The organism is Nocardia sp. JCM 38205 (assembly GCF_058222935.1).
Genome location: NZ_JBYHFL010000001.1, coordinates 251,363 through 275,987, shown reverse-complemented (window position 1 = coordinate 275,987; position 24,625 = coordinate 251,363). Strand labels below are relative to the sequence as shown.

Below are 24,625 nucleotides of genomic sequence, written 5' to 3'. Positions count from 1 at the left end.
CGACCCGAATGCCGAACTGGTCTGCACAGGAAATCGCCCTCGGGCCGGATCACCGGGCTCCGAGGGCGTGCCGGACGGCAGCGCGACCTCCCCTCGCGGGCGAAGCGTTCACTCGAATTGGTTCACGCGGGGATCGGCCGCGGGGGAGAGGTGCTCGGCTGCCCGGCGCGGTCCGCGACGAGATAGGGAGCGATGCAGGAGAGCTTTTCGCAGGTCTCCTCGTGTTCGCGCTCCGGTGTCGAGCCGGTGACGATGCCGGCTCCGGCGCGCAACCAAGCGCGACCGTCCCGTTGATACACAGCACGCAAAACCAGTGCGGCGTCCAGGACTCCGGTGTGGTCGGCACGCAGGACGGTGCCACTGTAGAGGCCGCGAGTGCCGGGCTCGAGTTGGTCGATCGCGGCGCACGCCGGGGCCTTGGGGATGCCGGAGGCGGTGATCGCCGGGAACACGGCGGCCAGGGCGTCCCATCCGTCGCGATCGGGCGGCAACAGCGTCTCGACCCGGGACGCGAGATGCTGAACGCTGCCGCGTTCCTTGACGGCCAGGAACTCACCGACCCGGGTGGCGGTGCCGACACCGGCCAGTTCGTCGAACGCCAGCCGGACCGAGATCGCGTGCTCGTACACCTCTTTCGGGTCGGCGAGCAGTTCTTCCCGGAGCGCGCGGTCGCGTACGGGGTCGCCGGTCCTGGCTCGGGTGCCCGCGAGGGGCTGGGTCGTGGCGAGCCCGGCGCCGTCGGCCTCGAGTACGGTTTCCGGGCTGACGCCCGCCGCCTGCCAGCCGCCGAGATCGAGCAGGAACGAGCGCGCGGGAGTATTCGCGCGCCGGACCGCCGCATAGGTGGCGGGCATATCCACCGCGAACGGCAGGTCCACGCGGCGGGACATGATCACCTTGTGGAACTCGCCGCCGTCGATGCGCTCCTGTGCCGCGCCCACCCTGGCCAGGTACGCGACGTCGACTCGGCCCACCGGCATCGGCGTGAGTCCGGCCGCGACACCGGAGGGATCGGGTAGGTCGAGGTCGAACGTGGTGCCGTAGCTCCTGATCTGGACCTCGGTGGCGGTGATCTCCAGTTCCACCCCGGGCACCATGATGTGCGCGAGGACGTCGCCCGGCGTCGCGGTGCGGGGATCCCAGAGTTCGAAGCAGGCCCAGCCGTAGGCCTTCCATCCGGGGATCGACGCCCGGTCGAGTGCGGCGCGGATATGCGGCCACGGCGTGCCCGACCAGGATGCGGTGTGGTCGCCGCCGAGGGTGCTGTGCAGCCGATCCGGCCCGACGCTGATCGCGCCGACCGGGTTGCCCGCCAGGTACCAGCGGCCGGGCTGTTCGTAGACGACGTAGTCGGTGAGCTGCCCGGAGGCCGCGATCGCGGTCGTCAGGGCGAGCGGGTCGGCGGTGTGCGGGCGCACGCTGTGTACATAGCCGTCGGCGTCGAGCGTGGTGTGCCGGTTCATCGTGCTCACTGTTCGATTCGGGGATGGGGATGCGCGGCCGGTGCCGCAGCGGCACCGGCCGGCGCGATCACGCGAAGGATTCGCTGATCCACTTCGGCGCGTCGGCGCGGGTCCAGCGCATGAACTCCATCGCCGTGTCCTGGCCGATGTCGATGTACCTGTGTTCCGGATTGCCGTGCGGCAGGTACTCGGGGAAGAAACGTTCCTGGTTGATCCGCTCGATGATCGCGGTCGCGGCCGCCTCGGAGGTCAGCTCGCCGCGTTCGACGGCTGCACAGGTCGCCCGCGTCGACGCCAGCAGTTCGCGGATGTTGCGCGCCAGCGGGGAATCGGCGCGCTCGAGGGTGCGGAACACGGCGTCGTCGCGACTCGAGTAGTACCGGGACAGCGCGTGTTCCAGGGCGGCGTCGGCGTAGAAGCTGTAGGTGTGCCAGACCCGGAACACGGCGTCCCACAGCGCGTAATCGCGGAAGCCGACGTAGGAGCAGTACGCGAAATCGTCGTGCACGTCGAACATCCGCTGCTGCACCGCGTCCAGACCGAGGAACCGCCCGCGGGACCAGTCACCCGTGCGTGCCGCTTCGATGAGCCGCCAGGCCAGCGCGTTCACCGTCTGGAAGGAGTTGGCGAGGCCGCGGGAGAACAGCGCGTCGATCGCCCCCGCGGATTGTGCGGTGAGGCAGAAGCGGTCGCCGACAGTCTCGGTCGCGGAATATTGCAGCCGGCCGGTGCTCACCCACGGCCGCACCGCGCGCGCGTTGGCGAACTGTTTCGCCACCGCGGGGAAGCGGTCGAGGAAGGCCTGGAACTCTTCCTCAGGGGCCGGGCGGTCGTCGTCGACGGCGTCTCCGGTGAGGGTGAGCCCGACGCTGCACAGCGGGTTGGTCGAGGCGTCGTTGTTGTCGAACGGGATCACCCAGAGCCAGCCGCCGTCGAAGATGTGGTGCAGGGTGCCGTTGTGCCAGCGGGTCGGCGGATCGTAGGGCACGGGCGCGACGTCGTCGAACGGCTCGACGCCGATCATGTGGGTGAACAGCGAGCGGGAGCGGGTGCGTGCCCGGGTGGGCAGTTCCCGGAGCCCGAAACGCTCGGCCAGCACGGAACGGAATCCGGTGGCGTCGACCAGATAGTTCGCTGTGAACGTCTCACCGGAGGCCGAGCGCAGCGTCGCACCGCCGTCGGGATCGACGTCGATGTCGTCGATCCGGGTGTTCATCCGCGCGGTGACGCCGTAGCGGACGGCGAGGTGGTAGACGTGCGCGTCGATGTCCTGGCGGAACCAGTGCGACTCGGCACGGCGGTACCCGGAGGCCAGCACGACCTGGTTGGCCTTGCGCGGATCGGACGGGCGGTCCTGCTCGTGGTACACGAAGCCGAAATTCTGCTTCTGCCCGCAGGTCTTGACGACCTTCTCCGCGGTGTCCTGGAAAGTGGACAGCGCGGCGAGCTCGGGGACGTCGTAGCGCTCGGCCAGCACGCGCACGGTTGTGCTCGCATGCGGAATGGTCGATTCGCCCACTACGAAGCGCGGATGCACGCCCGCGTCGATGAGCAGGACGGCCAGGCCGTGCCTGGCCAGGATCGTGGCGAGCGTGCTGCCCGCGATCCCGGCACCGAGAACGGCGACGTCGTATCGGGGTGCGGTGGGCGATATCATGGTCGAACTCCTTGTGCTGATGGTGCTTTCGGTGCTCAGTCGGGTGGGCGGACCGGGAGCGCGCGCAGGCCGCGCAGGCCCATGCCCGGGCGCCAGCGGGGCTCGGCCGGGTCGGTCGCCGGACGCAGGCCGGGCCAGCGCCCGGCCAGGGTGGTGAGCGCGACCGCGACCTCGGTGCGGGCCAGCGCCGCACCCAAGCAGTTGTGGATGCCGCCGCTGAAACCCAGGTGCGGGCGCGGCGCGCGGTGGATGTCGAAGCGATGCGGATCGGGAACGTGGGCGGGGTCGCGGTTGGCGGCGGCGGTGCACACCAGCACCCGGTCACCGCGTTCGACGCGTTGCCCGCCGAGCCGCAACGGCGCCAGCGCGAGGCGCATGGTCGCCGATTCCACCGGACCCCAGTAGCGCATCGTCTCCTCCACGGCCGGCGCGGCCAGCGACGGATCCGCACACAGGGCGGCCCATTGGTCCGGGTGGGCGAGCAGCGACAGCACGGCGCTGGCGATCAGGCTCGCCGACGTCTCGAATCCCGCGGCGACCAGCAGACCGACCATGGCCTGCAGTTCGGGGTCGGAGAGCGCGTCCCGGCCGGACGCGGGGTGGGCGAGCCTGCTGACCAGATCGTCGCCGGGTGTGCGGCGTTTGCGGACGACGAGTTCGCGGGTATACGCGTCGAGCTGCTCGCGCAGCGCGGGGTCCGGTCCGGACAGCGGGGTGGCGGCGGTGGCGGCGCGGACCGCGAGATCGTGCAGACCGGGGTGCCATTCCGCGGGAAAACCGAGGATGTCGCCGAGTACGGTCAGCGACAGCGGATAGGCGTAGGTGTGCAGCAGGTCCACGGTGCCGTCGCCGTCACGGGCGGCCCGGTCCGCCTCGTCCAGCAGGCGCTCGGCGTGACGGATCACAGAAGGGCGCAACGCGGTGACCGACCGCGACGTGAATGCCTGCTGTGCGGCTCGGCGCAATCGGGTGTGCTGCGGCGGGTCGGACAGCAGCATCGAGTCGGGCGGATCGGTGATGCCCGCCCGGGCCCGGGCGGTGCGCTGCGCCGGGGTGAGCAGCGCACGGGGATTGTTGGCCAGCCCGGGCGCACGCAGCGCGGCCTCGGCGACGGCGTATCCGGTGATCATCCAGAATCCGCGACCGGGTTGTTCGGGCAGTTCGGCGAAGACGATCGGTGCGTGCGCACGCAACTCGTCGTAGACGGTATGGGCGCGGGCGTGGAAATCGTCGGCGAGCAGGTCGACCACGATCGGCCGGGGTGTCTCGGGCATCGGTGAGGTATCCGTTCAGACCGGCATGGCCTCGATCAGCGAGTACGAGGTGGGAATGACCGTGGGGTGCACCGCGACGACCGCGAAACCCGCTCGGCTGCACAGGGTCTCGTACTCGGTGCGGGTGCGCTCCTGGCCGCCCATGTTGACGAGCATGCTGATGTCGGTGAGATAGGGGGCCGGGTCGGCGGTGTCGACCAGGTCGGGTAGCACCGATTCCACGATCAGCAACCTGCCGTCGGCGGGGGTGACCTCGCGGCAGCGGCCGAGAATCGTGGCGCAGCGCTCGTCGTCCCAGTCGTGCAGGATGTTCTTCAGCACGTACAGGTCGCCGCCTTCGGGTACCGCGGCGAAGAAATCGCCCGCCTCGATTCGGCAGCGGTCGGCGACACCGGCCGCGGCCAGCGTAGCGCCGGCCTCGGCGACGCCGCTCGGCGAGTCGAAGACGACGCCGCCCACCGCGGGCGCGCCCCGAAGGATCTGCGAGATCAAGGTGCCGTCGCCGCCGCCGACATCGATCACCGTGCCGTGCCGGGTGAAGTCGTAGCTCACCGGAACCAGTTGTGCGATGGGCAGGCTCACCTGCCGCATGGTCGCGTTGAACCGTTCCGACAGATCCGGGCGGGTGGCGAGGAAGCCGAAGAAGTCGGTGCCGTAGAGCCCCTCGAACGTCGGACGGCCGGTGCGCACCGCCTCCTCGGTCAGCTTCCAGGAGTCCAGCAGAGCCGGGTCGGTGAACAGCAGCACCGCCGCGGCCTGGGAGTCGGGGCGGTCGGTGCGCAGCGGCATTCCCGCCTCGCCCAGTCGGAACCGGCCCGGGCCCGTCTCGACGACGATCTCCAATGCCGCCAATGCCCGGAGCAGCCGGGCCAGCGCGCCGGGGTCGGCCCCGGTGCGGGCGGCCAGTTCCCGATGATCGAGTTCGTCGTCGCCGAGGTGATCGGCCAGCCCGAGACGGGCGGCGGTGCCGACCACCTGGGAGCAGATCGTTCCGAACATCATGTTCATGAGTCGCTGGTGAGCTGCCATGCCTGCTTCCTGTACCGCGCCGAAGATGTTGTCCACCTGCGGGTTTCGTGTCCCCGAACGGTCCATCTCGCTTGACCGAATTGTTCGGGCGTCGTAGATTCTAACGTAACTGAAAATGATTGTCGTTTCGAATTAGGATCGTGATGCAGCATAAGCTCGGTGTGTTCCCCGCCCCCACTCGCTCGACGGCCGGGAGCGAGGAAGCCGGCGGCCTGCGCCGCGTTGTCGCCGAGCTGACCGGGCTGGCCACCGACGAACTCGCCGACGACGCGAATCTGCTGGAGCTGGGCCTGGACTCGGTGACCGTCATGCGGATCTCCGGGCAGCTGCGCCGTGCGGGCACGCGGGTGGAGTTCCGCGATCTCGTGCGCGAACCCACGCTGCGGGCCTGGTCGGAGCTGGTACGTGCGCGGCAACCCGGCGCCGCCCCGCCCGTCGCGGAACCTGCCGCGGTCGATCTCACCGAGCCCTTTCCACTGGCAGTGATGCAGCACGCCTTCTGGATCGGCCGCGAGGGAACGCACGAGCTCGGCGGGGTCGCCGCGCACTTCTACTGCGAGTTCGACCATGCGGGAGGGCTCGACGCGCAGCGGCTCGAGGACGCTGTGCGCGCCCTGCTGGTCCGGCACCCGATGCTGCGGGTGGCTGTCGACCCCACCGGTATGCAACGGGTGGTCGACCCTCACCCGGCGGGATTGGTGGTCGAGGACCTGCGGACGTTGCCGGAGCGGGAGCGCGCTGCGCGTCTTGCCGATATCCGGGACAGCCTTTCGCACCGGGCCATGGACGTGGCGGCAGGCGAAGTCATCGACGTGCGGGTCTCACTGCTGCCCGGCGGCGTGAGCCGTGTGCATCTCGACCTGGACATGATCGCGGGTGACGCACTGAGTTTGCGGAACCTGCTCGCGGACCTGGCCACCGCCTACGAGCACGGCCCGCAAGCGCTGCCCCCGTTGAGATACCACTACGGCCGGTACCTCGCCGACCGTGCGATCGCCCGGGCTACCGCGCGGGAGCAGGCACGGCGGTGGTGGCAGACGCAGCTGCCGGAATTGCCTGCCGCGCCGCAGCTTCCGCTGCTCACCGCGGAGGCGGGCGGCGGGCCGCGGGTCGACCGGCGGCACCACTGGCTCGCCCCGGAGCGCGCGGATCTGTTGCGGGAGCGGGCGCAGCGGGCCGGGCTCACCACCGCTGGTGTGCTCGCGACCGTCTTCGCGGAGACCATCGGCGCCTGGAGTAGCGCCGACCGGTTCCTGCTGAACCTGCCGGTCTTCGATCGGGAGCCGATGCACGACGACGTGGACCGACTGGTCGGCGATTTCTCCAGTTCGGTACTGCTCGATGTGGATCTGACCGATCCGATGACGGTCACCGAGCGGGCCGGCGCGATCACCCGCCGACTGCGCGAGGTGCTGGGGTACACCGCCTACACCGGTGTCGAGGTGCTGCGCGACCTCGGCCGCAGCGGCGACCGCGTCTACGCACCGGTGGTCTACACCAGTGCGCTGAGCCTCGGCGAGTTGTACGCGCCCGAGGTACGGGCCTGTGTGGGTGAGCCGGTCTGGACGATCTCGCAGGGCCCGCAGGTGTGGCTGGACGCGCAGGTGACCGAGTTCGACGGCGGCATCCTGCTCAACTGGGACGCCCGGGTATCGCTGTTCCCGCCCGGTCTGCTGGACGCCATGTTCGATGCCTACACCCGATTCGTCGAGCTGCTCCTGGACGACGAGAACGCGTGGCACCGGCCCGCTCCGTGGCCGGCGACCCCGCGCGAATCCCTCCCGGTCACACGGGAACCCGGCGTACCGCTGCATCAGCGGTTCTTCGCCTTGGCCGCCGCTGAGCCGCAGCGGCCCGGGCTGCTCGCCGACGACGCGACGGTCTCCTACGGCGCGCTCTCCGAACGGGCCCGGCGGGTGGCGGCACTACTGCGGTCCAAGGGGATCGGACGCGGTGACAGCGTCGGTATCACCCTGCCCAAGGGGATCGAGCAGATCGTCGCCGTCCTCGGTGTGCTGGCAGCGGGCGCGACCTATGTGCCGTCCGGTATCGACCTGCCGCCTGCCCGGCGCGAACGGGTCTACCGCACCGCGGGCACGCGGCTGGTTCTCACCGATCGCGCGACCGTGGCCGCGGGATGGCCGGAGGACATCGAGGCGGTCCTCCTGGAGCAGGCCCGCATGGTGGCCCCGGCGGAGCGGATCGCGGAGGTGGACGCCGAGGACACGATGTATGTCATCTTCACCTCGGGCTCGACGGGGACCCCGAAGGGCGTCGAGGTGCCGCATCGGGCGGTCGCGGCCACCGTCGACGCGGTCAACGCCCGGTTCGGGATCGGCGCGGACGACCGCACGATCGCGTTGTCGGCATTGGATTTCGACCTCTCCGCGTACGACATGTTCGCCTTCCTGGCGTTCGGCGGCTCGGTGGTCGTGGTGGACGAGGCGAGTCGGCGGGACGCCGTCGCCTGGGCCGAGCTGATCCGGCGCTGGGACGTCACCGTGATCAGCGCGGTTCCGGCGCTCCTGGACATGCTGCTGACCGCGGCCGCGGGATCCGGGCTCGGTACCGCGCTGCGGGTGGTCATGCTCGGCGGCGACCGGGTGACGGTGGACCTGCCCGATCGGCTGCGCGCGCTGGTGCCCGGTTGCCGGTTCGCCGGGCTCGGCGGAATGACCGAGGCCGCCATCCACGCCACCGTGTGCGACGTCGATGCGGTCGATCCCGACTGGTCGTGCGTGCCGTACGGGCAGCCGCTGCCGCACGTCGGCTGCCGCGTGGTCGATGGTCGCGGCCGGGACTGTCCGGATTGGGCGCCCGGCGAACTGTGGGTCACCGGTTCGGGGCTGGCACAGGGTTATCGCGGTGATCCCGAGCGCACCGCGGAGAAGTTCGTCGAGCGCGCCGGGGTGCGCTGGTACCGGACCGGTGACCTGGTGCGGTACCGGCCGGATGGCCTGCTGGAATTCCTCGGCCGCACCGACCACCAGGTGAAGATCCGTGGCCACCGCATCGAGCTGGGGGAGATCGAAGCGATCCTGGCCGACCACCCGGCAGTCACCGCGGCGGTCGCCACGGTGCTCGAGCACCCCGCGCGCTCGCTCGGGGCACTGGTCGTCGCCGATGACGAACTCACCGACGACGCGCTGCGGGACTGGCTCGGCGCTCGGGTGCCCGGCTACATGGTGCCGCGGCGGTTCGCCCGCGACGGGGAACTCCCGGTCACCCGCAACGGAAAGATCGACCGTGCGGCGGTCCACGCCGCCCTTGCCGCCGCGGCGAGCCGGGACTCGGTCGAGGGCGGCGCGCCACGCGAGGGCATGGAACAGACCGTCGCCGCCGCATGGGCGGCGGTGCTCGACGTCGCCGGCATCCGGCGCGATGACGACTTCTTCGCGCTCGGCGGTGACAGCCTGCTCGCGACCCGGCTGGTCCGCCGGCTGCACGCCGAGGGCGTGGCGGGTGCCACCCTGGCGCACCTGTTCGCCACCCCGACCCTCGCCGGATTCGCCGCCACCCTTACTCGGGCACCGGCGCACCGGCCCGTGGAGATCGTGGCCGACCCCGAACGCAGGCACCACCCCTTCCCACTCACCGATATCCAGGTCGCCTACTGGCTCGGCCGTTCCGGCGAGTTCGACCTCGGCGGTATCGGCGCCCATCTCTACCTCGAATACGACTGGCCCGACGTCGATCCGGCTCGCCTGGCCGCGGCCTGGAACCGCGTGGTCGACAGGCATCCGATGCTGCGTGCGGTGATCGAGGCGGACGGCACCCAGCGGGTACTCGAATCGGTGCCCGCCTACCGCATTCCGGTGATCGACGGGGACGTCACCGCCGTCAGGGAGGCGGTCTCGCGCACTCTGCTCGACGCCGCGAGCTGGCCTCTCTTCGACATCCGTGTGGTGCGCGACGGCACCAGTGTCACCGTCTGCGCCGCGTTCGACACGCTGGTCGCCGACGGGTTGAGCGTGCTGGTGCTGCTGTCGGAGTGGACGCGGCTCTATGCGGAACCCGACCTCGAACTGCCGGTACCCGAGCTCGAGTTCCGCGACTATGTGCTCGGCTGTGCGCCATCGGAAGCAGAAATCAGCGCAGCGCTGCGGTATTGGCGGGAGCGTTTGCCGGAATTGCCACCGGGCCCGCAACTGCCGATGCGGGTGCTGCCCGCCATGATCGGGCGTCCCCGGTTCACCCGTCGGGAGGTCCGGCTCGACCGGGAGGTCTGGACGCGGCTCGCGGCGCACGCGCGAAGCCTGGGTGTGACACCGAGCGTGGTGTTGCTGGCGGGCTACACCTGGATTCTCGGGCAGTGGAGTGCCGAACGTGAACTGTCGGTGACGCTCACGCGTTTCGACCGCAAGGACGTGCACCCCGACATCATGCGAGTCGTCGGTGATTTCAGCTCACTACTGCTGGTCGCGGACCGCCCCGGCCCAGCGGAGAGCTGGGCGGCACGTCTCCGGCGCCTGCAACAACAACTGTGGAGCGATCTCGACCACCAGCAGGTGTCGGCGGTGCGGGTACTGCGCGAACTGGGACGGGAGAGCGAACTCGCCGCCGAGCCGGTACCGGTGGTGTTCACCTCGATGCTCGGTGTGGACGACGACCTGGCGCGGTCGGTGCGCTGGCCCGATGTCATGCGCACGCAGACACCGCAGGTGTGGCTGGACCATCAGGTGATCGAGCTGCCGGACGGGCTCGTGCTGAGCTGGGATTCGGTGGACGAGTTGTTCCCCGAGGGCCTGGTCGACGACATGTTCGACGCCTACCACCGGCTGCTACTCGAATTGGCGGACCTGGAGTGGGAGAGCCCGCTCGAACTGGTGCTGCCGCCCGGCCAGCGCGCCGTGCGCGATCGGGTCAACGACACGGCCGCAGCTGTTCCGGCCGGTCGGCTGCTGCACACGGCGATGTTCGAAGTAGCCGCCGCCGACCCCGACCGGATCGCGCTCGTGGACGGCCGGGCCACCGTCTCCTTCGGCGAACTCGCCGACGAGAGCCGCCGCATCGCGGCGTTGCTCGCGCATCGCGGTGTGCGGCCGGGTGACGCTGTCGCGGTGTGTGCGGCCAGGGGCTTCGCGCTGGTGGCTGCCCTGTACGGGGTGCTCGCCGCTGGTGCTGCGTATGTGCCGATCGCGGTGGATCAGCCGGTGCAGCGCCGGGCCGCGATCCTGGCCCAGGCCGGGGTGGCGGCGGTGCTGACCGACGACGCCGGGCGCTTCACCGATTCGGTTGGTGCGCAGGACGTGGCGGCCGCTGTGGTTGCGGACACCGCGCGTTTCGGTGTGCGCAGCGCGGGTGTGGCCGGCTCGCAAGCCGTGAACGCGGGGGTGATCAGCACCGACCAGGCGGTCTCGGTCCCGGTGGTGGACATTGCGGATGCTGGCGCGTGTGAGCCTGTGCCGTTGTATGGGGGTGGTGGGAGTGATGTGGCTTATGTGATTTTCACGTCGGGTTCGACTGGTGTTCCGAAGGGTGTGGAGGTCGAGCATCGGCAGGTGGTGAATACGCTTGCCGATCTGGAGGATCGGTACGGTCTCGGCGCGCATGATTGTGTTCTTGCGGTTGCGGCTGTGGATTTCGATTTGTCGGTGTTCGACGTGTTCGGTGTCCTCGGGGCCGGTGGGCGTGCGGTGATCGTGGCCGATGAGGATCGCCGTGATCCGGATCGCTGGTTGGGGTTGGTGCGTGAGCACGAGGTGACCGTGTGGAACACGGTGCCGGCGATGTTGGACATGCTGCTCACCGTCGCCGAATCCGGGTCGGGGCCGGCGTCGTCGTTGCGGCTGGCGCTGGTGTCCGGCGACTGGGTGGGGCTCGATTTGCTCGATCGGCTCTCGTCGCTGTCCCAGCGATGTCGGCTGGTGGCGCTCGGCGGGGCGACGGAGGCGGCGATCTGGTCGAACGTCTTCGAGGTCGATTCGGTCGATCCGGCGTGGACGTCGATTCCGTACGGAACTCCGTTGCGCAATCAGTGTTTCCGGGTGGTCGATGGGAACGGTGATGATCGCCCGGATTGGGTGCCGGGGGAGTTGCTGATCGGTGGTGCGGGTGTGGCGCGGGGTTATCGTGGCCGGCCCGATCTGACGGCTGCGGCGTTCTTCGAGGACGCCGAGGGTACCCGGTGGTATCGGACGGGGGATCTGGGGCGGTATCGCTCGGATGGGTTGCTGGAGTTCCTGGGCCGTGCTGATCGTCAGGTCAAGATTCGTGGGCATCGGATCGAGCTCGGTGAGATTGAGCAGGCGATTGCTGCCCATCCGGAGGTGCGGCGATCCTTCGTCCTCGCGATCGGCGAACGTACGCACGCACGTTTGGTGGCGTTCGTCGAACCAACTGTGCCGCAGTCTCTTTCGGGATTTCTCGCGGAGCGGATTCCCACGGGCTGGCTGCCGGAGCTGATCGCGTTGCCAGATCCGCCGCTGACCGGCAACGGCAAGATCGACCACGCCGCACTGAGCCGGATGGCGGCCGACGTCTCCACCACGTCCGACGCCGGGCACGACGAGGCCCTCCGACCAGGCCTGGAGGCCCGGATCGGCCAGATCTGGTGCGACGTGCTCGGCGGCGACATCCCGCACCGCACCACCAACTTCTTCGCCGCCGGTGGAGATTCGCTGTCGGCCACCCGGCTCGTCGGCCGCCTCGCCCGCGAACTCGGCATCACTGTGCGGTTGCGCGAGTTCTTCCTCGCCCCGACCGTCTCCGCACTCGCCCGCTCCGGCACCGGCGAAGCTCAGTCGAGGAACACCCGCACGCCATCCGCCGACCCGGCGCACCGCTTCGACTCGTTCCCGCTCACCGACATTCAGGTCGCGTACTGGTTGGGCCGCTCGGCCGACTTCGACCTCGGTGGGATCGGCGCGCAACTGTACTTCGAGTACGACTGGCCCGGCCTCGACCCCGAACGCTTGGAACAGGCGTGGAACCGGGTCATCCTGCGCCACCCCATGTTGCGGGCGGTCATCGACGCCGACGGCCGGCAGCGGATCCTGCCCGACGCGTCCGTCCACCGGATCCCGGTCGTCACGCCCGGCGACGTCGAAGCGGCCGGAGGTGACTTCGACACGGCCGCGGCCGCGCTGCGCGAGGACATGACCGGCGGTGCTCTCGACGCCGCGGCGGGACCGCTCTTCGACATCCGAGTGCTGCGCGAGGGCGATCGGGCGCGCGTGTGTGTCGTCTTCGACAGCCTGGTCGTCGACGGACTCAGTGCGCTGGTGGTGATCGCCGACTGGACCCAGTGGTACCGCGATCCAGCATTCGAACCCGAGCCCCTGGCGCTCGGATTCCGGGACTATGTCCTCGGGTCCGCGCCGACGGAGGCGGAAGTCGCTGCGGGGCTGGCGTATTGGCGGGAGCGGTTACCGGACTTGCCGCCGGGTCCGCAGCTGCCCGTGCGGTTGTCGCCTGCGATGATCGAGCGTCCACGGTTCACTCGCCGGGAAGTGCAGCTCGCACCGGAGGTCTGGGCGCGGATCGTGGGGCGGGCGCGGGATCTCGGCGTGACACCGAGCGTGGTGTTGCTGGCGTGCTACACGTGGATTCTCGGGCAGTGGAGTGCCGAACGTGAACTGTCGGTGACGCTGACGCGTTTCGACCGCAAGGACGCGCACCCCGACATCATGCGCATCGTCGGTGATTTCAGCTCCCTGCTGCTCGTCGCCGACCGCCCGGCCGCAGGCGAGAGTTGGGCGCAGCGAGCGCGGCGATTGCAGGAACAACTGTGGAGCGACCTCGACCACCAACAGGTGTCGGCGATCCGTGTCCTGCGCGAACTCGCCCGCGACAGCGCGACACCGGCCGAACCGGTACCGGTGGTGTTCACCTCCATGCTCGGCGTGGACGACGAGCTGGCGCGCTCGGTGCGCTGGCCCGACTTCACGCGCACCCAGACACCGCAGGTGTGGCTGGATCACCAGGTGATCGAGCTGCCGGACGGGCTCGTGCTGAGCTGGGATTCGGTGGACGAGTTGTTCCCCGAGGGCTTGGTCGACGACATGTTCGACGCCTACCACCGCCTGCTGCTGCGATTGGGCGAACTCGACTGGGAGCGACCGCTGAAACCGGTGCTGCCCGAACGGCAGCGCGCGATCCGTGACCGCGTCAACGACACCCGGCCACCGGCCGCCGTTCCGGCGGATCGGCTGCTGCACACGGCCATGTTCGAGGTCGCCGCCACCGATCCCGCCAGAACGGCGCTCATCGACGGCGAGGTGGCCGTGTCGTTCGGTGCGCTCGCCGAGCACAGCCGCCGCATCGCCGCCCTGCTCGCCGAGCATGGAGTCCGGCCGGGCGACGCCGTGGCAGTGTGCGCGGCAAAGGGTTCCGCGCTGGTGGCCGCTCTGTACGGGGTGCTCGCCGCTGGGGCTGCGTATGTGCCGATCGCGGTGGATCAGCCGGTGCAGCGGCGGGCCGCGATCCTGGCCCAGGCCGGGGTGGCGGCGGTGCTGACCGACGACACCCGCCGCTTCACTGCTTCGGGGCCTCGTGGCGCGCAGGGCGTGGTGGCCCCAGACGGCGCTGAGGCGCCAGGAGTGGGCGCGGGCAGCGCGAATCCCACTGACCTGGCGCCCCTTGGTGCGCCGGACGCGGCGGCCGCAACTGCTCGGTCCGCGGAGCTTGCGGGCTCGGTGGTTGTCAGCGGGGAGGCCGCGGGTTCGGGGGTGATCAGCACTGACCGGGCTGTTCCGGTCCCGGTGCTGAATATCGCGGATGCTGGCGCGTGTGAGCCTGTGCCGTTGTATGGGGGTGGTGGGAGTGATGTGGCTTATGTGATTTTCACGTCGGGTTCGACTGGTGTTCCGAAGGGCGTGGAGGTCGAGCATCGGCAGGTGGTGAATACGCTTGCCGATCTGGAGGATCGGTACGGTCTCGGCGCGCATGATTGTGTTCTTGCGGTTGCGGCTGTGGATTTCGATTTGTCGGTGTTCGACGTGTTCGGTGTCCTCGGGGCCGGTGGGCGCGCGGTGATCGTGGCCGACGAGGACCGCCGCGATCCGGACCGCTGGTTGGGGTTGGTGCGTGAGCACGAGGTGACCGTGTGGAACACGGTGCCGGCGATGTTGGACATGCTGCTCACCGTCGCCGACACCGAGGCCACCGCACTGCCATCACTACGTCTCGCCCTGCTGTCGGGCGACTGGATCGGCCTCGACCTTCCCGCCCGCCTCGCGGCCCGGGCACCGCACTGCCGATTCGTCGCTCTGGGCGGAGCTACCGAGGCGGCGATCTGGTCGAACGTCTTCGAGGTCGATTCGGTCGATCCGGCGTGGACGTCGATTCCGTACGGAACTCCGTTGCGCAATCAGTGTTTCCGGGCGGTCGATGGGAACGGTGATGATCGCCCGGATTGGGTGCCGGGGGAGTTGCTGATCGGTGGTGCGGGTGTGGCGCGGGGTTATCGTGGCCGGCCCGATCTGACGGCTGCGGCGTTCTTCGAGGACGCCGAGGGTACCCGGTGGTATCGGACGGGGGATCTGGGGCGGTATCGCTCGGATGGGTTGCTGGAGTTCCTGGGCCGTGCTGATCGTCAGGTCAAGATTCGTGGGCATCGGATCGAGCTCGGTGAGATTGAGCAGGCGATTGCTGCCCATCCGGAGGTGCGGCGATCCTTCGTCCTCGCGATCGGCCAACGCGCGCACGCACGTTTGGTGGCGTTCGTCGAACCAGCTGTGCCGCAGTCTCTTTCGGGATTTTTCGCGGAGCGGATTCCCACGGGCTGGCTGCCGGAGTTGATCGCGTTGCCAGATCCGCCGCTGACCGGGAACGGCAAGATCGACCACGCCGCATTGGTCCTCCGTACCGACAACGGTTCGATTACGACAACTCCGGAGATGGGCGAGCCGGTCCGCGACGGGCTGGAGACCCGGATCGCCGGCATCTGGACCGACATCCTCGGCACGCCTCCGGCCGATCGGCACACGAGCTTCCTGGGCGCGGGCGGCGACTCGCTGTCGGCCACCCGGCTCGTCGGCCGCCTCGCCCGCGAACTCGGCCTACCGGTGACCCTCCGCGATTTCTTCCTCGCACCCACCATCGCCGGCCTTGCCGGCAACCACTCGCACAACGCGCTCGATATCGAAGAAGGTGCTCTGTGAACATCCCCGACCTGGTAACGGACCTGCGACAGCGCGGCGTCCACCTGTGGGCAGACGATGACCAACTGCGATTCCGCGCCCCGCAGGGGGTGCTGACCGCCGGTGACCGGGAGCACCTGGTAGCGCACAAACCCGCCGTACTCGCCTACCTCGCCGAGGATCAGGCGACGCTCACCGTCACCGCCGATCCGGCCGCCGCGCACGAACCGTTCCCGCTCACCCCGGTGCAGCAGGCCTACCTCGTCGGCCGCGACCCCACCTATCCGTTCGGCGGCGTCGCCTGCGCGAGCTATCTCGAAATCCACTACGACGCTGTGGAACCGGACCGCGTGGAGCGGGCGTGGAACGCGCTCGTGCGCCGTCACGACATGCTGCGCGCCACCGTGCACCCCGACGGCTACCAGCAGGTCGCCGCGACGGTCCCGCACTACCCGATCCCGGTGACCGACATCCGGGGCGACGCTGCCGGCGTCGACGACGTGCTCGACCGTCAGCGCGACGAACTGCTCGGCCCCGCAGCCGCCCCCGGCACCTGGCCACTGTTCGCGGCCCGGCTCACCCGCACCGACACCGGGTGTGTCCTGCACCTGCTGGTGGAACTGCTGGTGGTCGATGCCGCAAGCATGCGGCTGCTGCTGGCCGAGCTGGACGAACTCGTGCACGCCGACGGCGCCGACGCAGCGGTCCGGCCCGCCCCCGCGATCGGTTTCCGCGACTACGTCCTCGGCGTCCAGAAGCTGCGCAACGGTGCCCGCTACCAGCGCGACCGCGACTACTGGCAGGCGCGGATCGACACCCTGCCCGCCGCCCCGGACCTGCCGACCCGGACCGACGACGACGCCGAGACCGACCCCGGCTTCGACCGGTTGCACCACCACCTCCCGGCCGCCGTACTGACCGGGCTGACCCGCGCGGCGGCACCGCACGGGCTCACCCCGTCCGGCGCCGTGCTCGCCGCCTACGCCGACATCATCGGCCGCTGGAGCCGCAAGCGAAAGTTCACGCTCAACCTGCCGATTTTCAACCGGCTTCCGGCGCACCCCGACATCGGCGCGGTACTCGGCGACTTCACCTCGGTCGAACTGCTCGGCATCGATCTCGACGCCCAGGACAGCTTCGCCGGCCGGGCGCGCGCCATCACCGCACAGCTGTTCGCCGATCTGGACCACCGGTCCTTCGACGGCGTGGAGGTGCTGAGCGAACTCACTCGTCGCGCGGGCAGTCCGGTGCTCATGCCGGTGGTCTTCACCAGTACCCTCGGCTCCGACGACGCGGGTGCCCTGCGCGGCCGCATCCGGCGCGGCATCACCCGCACCCCCCAGGTCTGGCTGGACTGCCAGGTCACACCCTACGACGACGGCCTGATGATCGCCTGGGACGTGCGGCGCGGCGTACTGGCCGGCGACACCGCCGCCGACGCCTTCGCGGCGTTCCTCGACCTGCTCACCCGACTCGCCGAGGATCCCGGCACCTGGACCGAGCCGTACCCGGTCGCGCTGCCACCCGCGCAACGCGCCCGCCGTGACGCCTACAACGACACCGCCGCCGAGCACGCGCCGCGTCTGCTGCACGAACGGATCCTGGCGCGGGCAGACGCCGACCCGGACGCCCCAGCGGTGATCCACCGGGACACCGTCCTCGACTTCGCCGAACTGCGCCGACGTGTCGCCGCCACCGCCGCCGCGCTGCGGAAGGCCGGGGTGCGGCCCGGCGACCAGGTGGCGGTCCTGATGGACAAGGGGCCGGAACAGGTCATCGCTGTGCTCGCCACCTCGGTGCTCGGCGCGGCGTACGTGCCGATCGCGATCACCCAGCCCATGGCGCGGCGGGAACGGATCATCGACCGCGCCGGGGCCGCCGTGGTGCTCACCCAGTCCTGGCTGCGCGACGCAGGCGAGGTCCCCGCGGCCGCAGCGCCGCTCGCTGTGGACCTGCTGGCCGGTGTGGACACCGTGCCCGAGGTGGCGGGCGATCCCGACGCGCCCGCCTACGTCATCTTCACCTCCGGCTCCACGGGCGAACCGAAAGGCGTTGTCGTCAGTCATCGAGCCGCCGCGAACACCCTCGATGACATCGAGGAACGCTTCGCCGTGTCACCAGCCGACCGGGTCCTCGGCGTGGCGAGTCTCGCCTTCGACCTGTCGGTGTGGGACATCTTCGGCGTGCTCGCCGCGGGCGGCGCCGTCGTGCTGCCCGAACAGGACCGGGTGAGCGACCGGTCGCACTGGCTGGAGCTGGTGCAGCGGCACGCGGTAACGCTGTGGAACAGCGTGCCCGGCCAACTGCAGATGCTGCTCGACGTGCTGGAGAGCACCCCGGGAGCCCGCGCCGAGTCGCTGCGCTTGGTCCTGCTCTCCGGCGACTGGATCCCCGTTGACCTGCCCGGCCGGATGCACGCACATTGCCCTGAGGTCGACGTCATCGGTCTCGGCGGCGCCACGGAAGCCGCCATATGGTCGCTGCACCACCCGATCCGGGACATCGATCCCCGATGGCGCAGCATTCCCTACGGCACCCCGTTGCGGAACCAGACCATGCACGTGCTCGACGACGCACTGCAGGACTGCCCCGAGCACGTGACCGGCGAGATCTTCATCGGCGGCAGCGGATTGGCCGAGGGATACCTGGGCGACGACGAGCTGACCGCGCGACGGTTCCTCCGCCATCCGCGCACCGGCGCCCGGCTCTACCGCACCGGAGATCTCGGCCGGTTCCACCCCGACGGGCGGCTGGAGTTCCTCGGCCGCGAGGACACCCAGGTCAAGATCCGTGGTCACCGGGTCGAACTGGGCGAGATCGAATCCGCGCTACGCCGCCACCCCGCCGTCGCCGACGCCGCGGTGCTCGTGGACGGACGAGGCCCGGCAGCGCGGCTGGTCGGCTTCGCCGAGATCGCCACCGACGGCGAGCAGGGACTCGGCGACCAGGCCGCGGCCGACGTCCTCGCTGCCGCCGAGAACGCCACCGCGGCGGCCCACCGCGACATCGACGGCGCAGCGTTCGTCGCGTTGATGAACGCCGTCGACGAGATGGCCATGCTCTCCATCGCCGCCGAACTGCGCGCGAAGGGACTGTTCGCCGATCGCGAGCACTCCCACGACATCACCGAGATCGCCACGGCCACCGGCGTTTCCGACCGCCAGCACGGCCTGCTGCAACGGTGGCTCGCCGCGCTCACGGACGGCGGCGCGGTGGAACACGATCCGCACACCGGCCGCTACCGCGACCTGATCGCGGCCGGGCCGCGCGCGGTCGAGGAGGCATGGCAGCGGATCGATGAACTGGAGGCGATCGTCGGATACGGCAGCGAAACCCTCTCCTACATCCGGGCCTGCAGCTCCCGCCTCGACGACCTGCTGCGCGGCGAGCTCGACGTGCGCGAACTGCTCTTCCCCGCCGGAAAGGCGGGTGCGGCGCACGCGGTGTACCGCACCAACCTGGTGGCGCGCAGCTCGCACCGCGTCGTCATCGACACCGTGCGCGAGATCGCCGCGCGGCTGCCGCACCGCTTGCGGGTGCTCGAGGTCGGCGCCGGTATCGCCGGCACCAGCACCGACCTGATTCCCGCGCTGGCCGAGTTCGAGCCGGACTACCTGTTCACCGATCTGTCGGAGTACTTCCTCGGAGAGGCCCGCGCGAAGTTCGCGCAGTACCCATGGATGCGTTATGGGCGTTTCGACATCAACGCCGACGCGCTCGAGCAGGGGCTGCGCCCCAACTCCGCCGATGTCATCCTGTGCGCGAACGTGCTGCACAACTCGGTGAACGCCGACGAGGTGCTCGCACGGCTGCGGGACCTGCTCGCCCCGGGCGGCTGGCTGGTGTTCCTGGAACCCACCCGCCGACACAACTACGCGCTGCTGGTGTCGATGGAATTCGAATTCTTCAGTGAGCTCACCGCGTTCACCGACGTCCGGGCGGGCACCGGACAGGCGTTCTTCACCCGCGACCAGTGGCTGCGCCAGCTCGACGCGGCCGGGGCCGAGCATGTGCGGGTGCTGCCCGCCGAGGACGCCCCCCTCGCCGCGTCCGGTCAGGGTGTCTTCCTCGCCAGGTTCAAGGGGCAGCGCCGCACCGTCACCGAACAGCAGCTGCTCGAGCACGTCGCGACCCTGGTTCCCGAGCACATGGTGCCCGGCGAACTGAACCTGCTCGATGCGCTACCGCGCTCGGCGAACGGGAAGCTGGACCGAGCGGCACTGGTCGCCCGCGTCACCGCCGCCCCGGCCGCGACGGCGGACCCGTCCTACACTCCGCCCGCCGACGAGATCGAGGAGCGGATCGCGCAGTTGTGGCAGGAGATGCTCGGCGTCCCGAAGGTCGGCCGCGACCAGAACTTCTACACCCTCGGCGGCGATTCGCTGCTGCTGTCGCAGATGGTCGGCAAGCTGCGCGATCGGGTGCCCGAGGTCGCCGATATCGAATGGCAGGAACTGCTGCGCGATGTCCTGCGCAACCCCACGGTCGCCGCGCTCGCCGCCCGCCGCCGCGGTCAGCACCCCGTGGCGCCGACGCACGAGCGGACCGCGGTGCGCTCCCTGGGCGGTGAGCCCGGGCACCCGAGCGGTACCTGGGTGCTCGTGCACGGGGGGACCGGCACGCTGTCGCCCTACGACGCGCTGCTACCGCATCTGCGTGCCGCGCATCCCGGGCCGCTGCTCGGGCTCGAGGTCACCGACCCGGCGAAATACCTGAACCTGCCCGCCGACACGGTGATCGGCAGACAGGCCGCCGACTACGCGACCGAATTGCTCACCCACGACCGGCGTTTCCGGATCATCGGCTACTCGGTCGGCGGCCTGCTCGCCGCCGAGATCGCCCGCACCCTCACCGAGGCGGGCGCGACGGTCGACGAACTCACCGTGATCGGCTCCTACCAGCCGCCCGCCGTCCACGACGAGTTGCTGACCGAGTACGTCTTCGCCCAGTCCATCGGCATCGACCCGGCCACGGTCGGCTTCCCCGCCGACGACGCGGCGGTCGCGGCCGCGCTGCGGTGGATCCTGGACCGCACCCCGGACCGGGTTCCCGCCGGTGCGCTCGCCGGGCTGAACGGTGACCCGGCGCTGCCCGCGGCGGAATTCCGGAAGCTGGCGTCCGTCCCGCGCGCCGAGCGCCTCACCGCGCTGCACGCCGCGGCGGAGGCGGGCACCGGGCCCTACCGGGCGAACGGGACCCCGTTCGCGCAGTTCCGCGCACAGTTCGAGATCTTCGCGCACAACCTGCGCGCGATGGGCGCGCACCGGGCCGAGCCGTATTTCGGCGCGGTGCGGGTGCTGAGCAACAGCGGCACCGCGACGCTGCTCGGCACACGGGAAGAGGTGGAACGGTTCTGGTCCCGGGTGGGGCTCGGCGAGCTGGTCATCGAGGAGATTCCGGGCGACCACCTGACCAGCATGTCGGCCGCCAACGCGGCCGCGCTCGCCGCCCGGATCACCACGCCGCTTCCGTCCGCGGGCACCGCGTCGTGACCGGTTCCGTGGGGCACCCACCCATCGACGGCGAGTCCACGCCGCTCGTCACCACCCGACGGCGCCCGGCCCCGACCGACCAACCACACGGACCGGTCGCGGTGCTGGGCGGCACCGGTGTGGTGGGCCGGGCGGCGGTGCGGATGCTCATCCGGCTCGGCGTCGACACGGTCCGGGTCGGTGCCCGCCGAGTGGATTCGGCCCGGCGACACCGTGATTCACCTGGCGTCGACTGGCGGCCGGTGGATGCGGACGACCCGGATTCGCTGGCCGGCTTCTGCGCGGGCACACGGCTGGTGCTCAATTGCGCGGGCCCTTCCTACCTGCTGGCGGATCGGGTGGCGCGGGTGGCGCTGGCGGCCGGCAGCGACTACGTGGACGTCTCCGGCGACGGTCCGGCGTACCGGTTGCTGGAGGGTTCGCCGCTGCTGGACGGCGAACGGACGGCGGTGCTCTCCGCGGGCATGCTGCCCGGGCTGGCCAACGTCGTGCCCCGGATGCTGGCCGCCGACCTGACCGACGCCCGGCTGGTCGTCTACGCGGGGGGTATCGAGCCCTTCGCACCGGCCTCGGCGGGCGATCTGGCCTTGTCGCTGGACAGCTCCGATGGCACCGACGGCGCCGGTCACTGGTACGGCGAAACACTCGCCGCCTGGATAGCTGGTCGGCGCGCCCGCCATGCCCTGCCGGCCCGCGAGGACGTCGAGGTCGCCGGGTTCCCCGGCCGGGTCACCACCATGCCGTTCCTCACCGCCGACGCCGAACGGCTGGCCCGCTCGACCGGCCTGGCCGAATTGCACTGGCACAACGTCTTCGTGGGCAACGCGCTGCGGCTGACCTTGAGCAGGCTGCGCGGCCGCGTCTCGACCACCCCCGCGGCCCTGGCCGCGGTCGTCGCCGAGATCACCGCAGCCGCGGAACTCGACCTGACCGGACTCGATCCCTTCTACCTGATGGCGTTCACGCTGCACCGGGTACACCGCACCGATACCGCGGTGCTGCGCACCCACAGCAGCTTCGAGCTCACCGCGGCCACGGCAGCGCACACGGTGCGGGCCGTGCTGTCCGGCGCGGTCGCCCCCGGCCTGCACTACGCCGACGACGTGCTCGACCCCCGGGGACTGCTCGACGCGGTGACCGCCCTCGGCGCGCTGCCGGTCTTCCACACCCACCGTCATGCCCACGACGAGCCGATGGAGGCAGGCTGCCTGTGAACGATGCGACACCGAGAATCGTCGTGTGCGGCACCGCATTCGGGCGGGTCTATCTGCGCGCGGTCCACGACGACCCGGAGGTCGAGCTCGCCGGCGTCGTCTCCCGGGGCAGCGCGGCGTCGGCGGGGTACGCGAAATACTATGGGGTGCCGCACTTCACCAGCGTCGACGAACTACCGGACGATATCGACATCGCCTGCGTCGCGGTGCGCGCCGGCGCCGCGGGCGGTGACGGCGCCGAGCTGGCGCAGCGCCTGCTGAGCCGTGGCATCCACGTGCTACAGGAGCACCTGCTGCATCCCGACGAACTCACCGCCTGCCTGCGGACCGCCCGCGAACACGGTGTGCGCTACCGGCTCAACGCGTTCTATCCGCACCTGCCGCCGGTGCGGTTGTTCCTTGCGGCAGCCGCGATCCTGCGCGAGCGGGGGCGGCCGCTGCACGTGGACGCGGCGGCGGGCAGCCAGGTGGTGTATTCGCTGCTCGACATCATCGGCCGCGCCGTCGGTGGACTCCGGCCGTGGACGATCGCCGACCCGGCGCCCCTCCCGGCCGACATCGCCGCACTCGCCGGTACCCGCCCGCCCTACACCCCGGTGCGCGCGGTCATCGGCGGTGTCCCGGTGTCGCTGCGGGTGCAGAACCAGATCCACCCCGGCGACCCGGACAACCACGCGCTACTGCTGCACCGCCTGGCGATCGCGTTCGAGGGCGGCGTCCTGTCCCTCGCCGACACCCACGGCCCGGTGCTGTGGAGCCCGCGCCTGCACACCGGCCGCGACGCGACCGGGCGGCTGATCATGGGCGGGCCCGGTACCGAACGGCTCGACGTGCCCAGCACCGAGATCCTGGGACCGGCCGAGACGCCGACCTTCCGGGCCGTCTTCGACGAGGTGTGGCCCGGCAGCGTCCGATTCGCGCTGGGGGAGTTGCGTGCCGATATCGCCGATCCGGGCCGGTCCACGGCCGCCGCCCAGTGGGCCGTGACGGTCACCGCCCTGTGGCAGCGGCTCACCACCGCACTCGGCCCGCCGGAGCTGATCCGGCCGCCCGACCCGGTGCCGGTGCCGCTGCCGGAGCTTCTCGCCGAGAACCGCAGCCACGCCGGTGATTCCGCATGACGACGACCGGATCACCGCGCGAACTGGCCGATCTGCACGACTTTTCGGCCGACCCGTTCACCACGATGGACCGGCTCTACCGGGAGAACGGAGCCATCTCCGAACTCGGTGCGGGGCCGATGCGTTTCCGCCTCGCCCTCGGCCCCGAGGCGAGCGCCTTCATCCTCGCCAACAGCGACCTGTTCAGCTGGGAAGCGGCGTTCACCGCGCTGGCCCCGCTCACCGGACCGTCCGCACTCCTGGTCAACGACGGCGACCGGCACCGCAGACTGCGCCGACTGGTCACCCCGGCCCTGACCGCGCGCCGGGTGAGCGGCCACCTCGAAACCGTCACTCGGCACCTCGAGGCCGCGATGGCGGACTGGGCGCCCGGCGACCTCGTCGACATCCACCCGCCGCTGCGCCGGGCCACCCGCGCGGCAACACTGGAGAGCCTGTTCGGCGCGGCCGCCGTCGATCGATCCGAGGGGCTCGACGACTGGCTGCACGACATCCACCGTGCCATCGACACCGATGTCGTCGGCGGCAGCATGGACCGTGGGTCCGGCTCACGGGTCTGGCGACGGGCGCTGCTGGCCAGGTCCTCGGTGCACCGCTGGGTGGTGGCCGAGATCCGGCGGCGCGGCGACAGTGACACACCGGGCGACGATGTGCTCGGCGTGCTGCTGCGCGGGGTGGAGGGCTCCCGGCTCACTGACGACGAGATCACCGACCAGCTGGTCAGCCTCCTCGAAGCAGGCGCGGAGACCACCGCTGCGCAACTGACCTGGCTGCTCTACTGCACACTGCGCGACCGCGAGCTCTGGGCACGGGCCACCGCCGGGCTCGACCCCGCCGAACTCGACCGCCTCGTCTCGGAGGCGATGCGGCTGTATCCCGCGACGGCGGTCATCTCCCGGAAGGTCGCTACCGGATTCACCCTCGCCGGAACCGATTTCGTGCCGGGCGACCTGCTGATCTTCAGCCCGTTCCACACCCACCGGCTGGCCGGGGTCTGGCCGGAACCGGAACGGTTCGACCCCGGCAGGTGGGACCCCGGGTCCGCGCGATACCGCCGTCCGGCGCCGCACGAGTTCCTGCCGTTCGGGGTCGGACCGCACCGCTGCATCGGCGCCAACTTCGCCACCATGGCGATCAAGGCCGCCTTCACCGCCGTCGCGGCACGTATCGACGCGGAGCTGGTGACAACCGAGGCCCGTCCCGCAGGGCTGATCGGTATGTACCCCGCGGACGGAATCACCGTGCGCATCACGGCGAGGCGATGAGCGGGCACCCGCGCTCGGGTGCCCGCTC

At 70.6% G+C, this 24,625-nt stretch carries 9 protein-coding genes; 5 read left to right on the top strand and 4 right to left on the bottom strand.

The window, feature by feature from the left end; translation table 11 throughout:
* Nucleotides 1-122 precede the first annotated feature (122 nt).
* The 4 genes from AC4HOU_RS01265 to AC4HOU_RS01250 all read right to left on the bottom strand — a co-directional run bounded on the left by AC4HOU_RS01265 (nucleotide 123) and on the right by AC4HOU_RS01250 (nucleotide 5,423).
* The gene (locus AC4HOU_RS01265) at nucleotides 123-1,463 is read right to left on the bottom strand and encodes a salicylate synthase (protein WP_195019402.1); all 1,341 of its coding nucleotides are present in this window, start codon (nucleotides 1,461-1,463) and stop codon (nucleotides 123-125) included.
* A 67-nt stretch (nucleotides 1,464-1,530) separates the two neighbouring features.
* Nucleotides 1,531-3,120: an NAD(P)/FAD-dependent oxidoreductase gene (locus tag AC4HOU_RS01260; protein WP_490724008.1), complete on the bottom strand. Its 1,590-nt coding sequence runs from the start codon at nucleotides 3,118-3,120 to the stop codon at nucleotides 1,531-1,533.
* A gap of 35 nt (nucleotides 3,121-3,155) precedes the next feature.
* Complete coding sequence (locus AC4HOU_RS01255; RefSeq protein ID WP_195019400.1) at nucleotides 3,156-4,394, bottom strand: cytochrome P450 family protein; 1,239 nt, start codon at nucleotides 4,392-4,394, stop codon at nucleotides 3,156-3,158.
* Between the two features lie 15 nt (nucleotides 4,395-4,409).
* Complete coding sequence (locus tag AC4HOU_RS01250; protein ID WP_163813166.1) at nucleotides 4,410-5,423, bottom strand: methyltransferase; 1,014 nt, start codon at nucleotides 5,421-5,423, stop codon at nucleotides 4,410-4,412.
* A 143-nt stretch (nucleotides 5,424-5,566) separates the two neighbouring features.
* Between AC4HOU_RS01250 and AC4HOU_RS01245 the strand changes: the two genes are divergently transcribed.
* Genes AC4HOU_RS01245 through AC4HOU_RS01225 form a run of 5 tightly spaced genes read left to right on the top strand, consistent with a single transcriptional unit; the run spans nucleotide 5,567 to nucleotide 24,597 of the window.
* Nucleotides 5,567-15,526: an amino acid adenylation domain-containing protein gene (locus tag AC4HOU_RS01245; RefSeq protein ID WP_490724241.1), complete on the top strand. Its 9,960-nt coding sequence runs from the start codon at nucleotides 5,567-5,569 to the stop codon at nucleotides 15,524-15,526.
* On the top strand, nucleotides 15,523-20,997 hold the full coding sequence (locus AC4HOU_RS01240; protein ID WP_280499298.1) for a non-ribosomal peptide synthetase: 5,475 nt from the start codon (nucleotides 15,523-15,525) through the stop codon (nucleotides 20,995-20,997). The genes AC4HOU_RS01245 and AC4HOU_RS01240 overlap by 4 nt, the downstream gene beginning before the upstream one ends.
* Nucleotides 20,994-22,211 (top strand): saccharopine dehydrogenase NADP-binding domain-containing protein, encoded by a 1,218-nt coding sequence (locus AC4HOU_RS01235; protein WP_324191388.1) that lies wholly within the window; start codon nucleotides 20,994-20,996, stop codon nucleotides 22,209-22,211. The genes AC4HOU_RS01240 and AC4HOU_RS01235 overlap by 4 nt, the downstream gene beginning before the upstream one ends.
* A complete protein-coding gene (locus tag AC4HOU_RS01230; protein WP_194989569.1) occupies nucleotides 22,208-23,332 on the top strand; it encodes a Gfo/Idh/MocA family oxidoreductase in 1,125 nt (374 codons plus the stop codon). Before AC4HOU_RS01235 ends, AC4HOU_RS01230 begins: the two co-directional genes overlap by 4 nt.
* Nucleotides 23,329-24,597, top strand: a complete 1,269-nt coding sequence (locus tag AC4HOU_RS01225; protein WP_194989570.1) for a cytochrome P450 — start codon at nucleotides 23,329-23,331, stop codon at nucleotides 24,595-24,597. Before AC4HOU_RS01230 ends, AC4HOU_RS01225 begins: the two co-directional genes overlap by 4 nt.
* The last annotated feature ends 28 nt before the right edge of the window (nucleotides 24,598-24,625 follow it).

Bases quoted from the DNA above. Each gene is read 5' to 3' on its own strand.
- AC4HOU_RS01260 (WP_490724008.1), bottom strand. From the start codon at position 3,120: ATGATATCGCCCACCGCACCCCGATACGACGTCGCCGTTCTCGGTGCC.
- AC4HOU_RS01255 (WP_195019400.1), bottom strand. From the start codon at position 4,394: ATGCCCGAGACACCCCGGCCGATCGTGGTCGACCTGCTCGCCGACGAT.
- AC4HOU_RS01225 (WP_194989570.1), top strand. From the start codon at position 23,329: ATGACGACGACCGGATCACCGCGCGAACTGGCCGATCTGCACGACTTT.
- AC4HOU_RS01265 (WP_195019402.1), bottom strand. From the start codon at position 1,463: ATGAACCGGCACACCACGCTCGACGCCGACGGCTATGTACACAGCGTG.
- AC4HOU_RS01245 (WP_490724241.1), top strand. From the start codon at position 5,567: ATGCAGCATAAGCTCGGTGTGTTCCCCGCCCCCACTCGCTCGACGGCC.
- AC4HOU_RS01250 (WP_163813166.1), bottom strand. From the start codon at position 5,423: ATGGCAGCTCACCAGCGACTCATGAACATGATGTTCGGAACGATCTGC.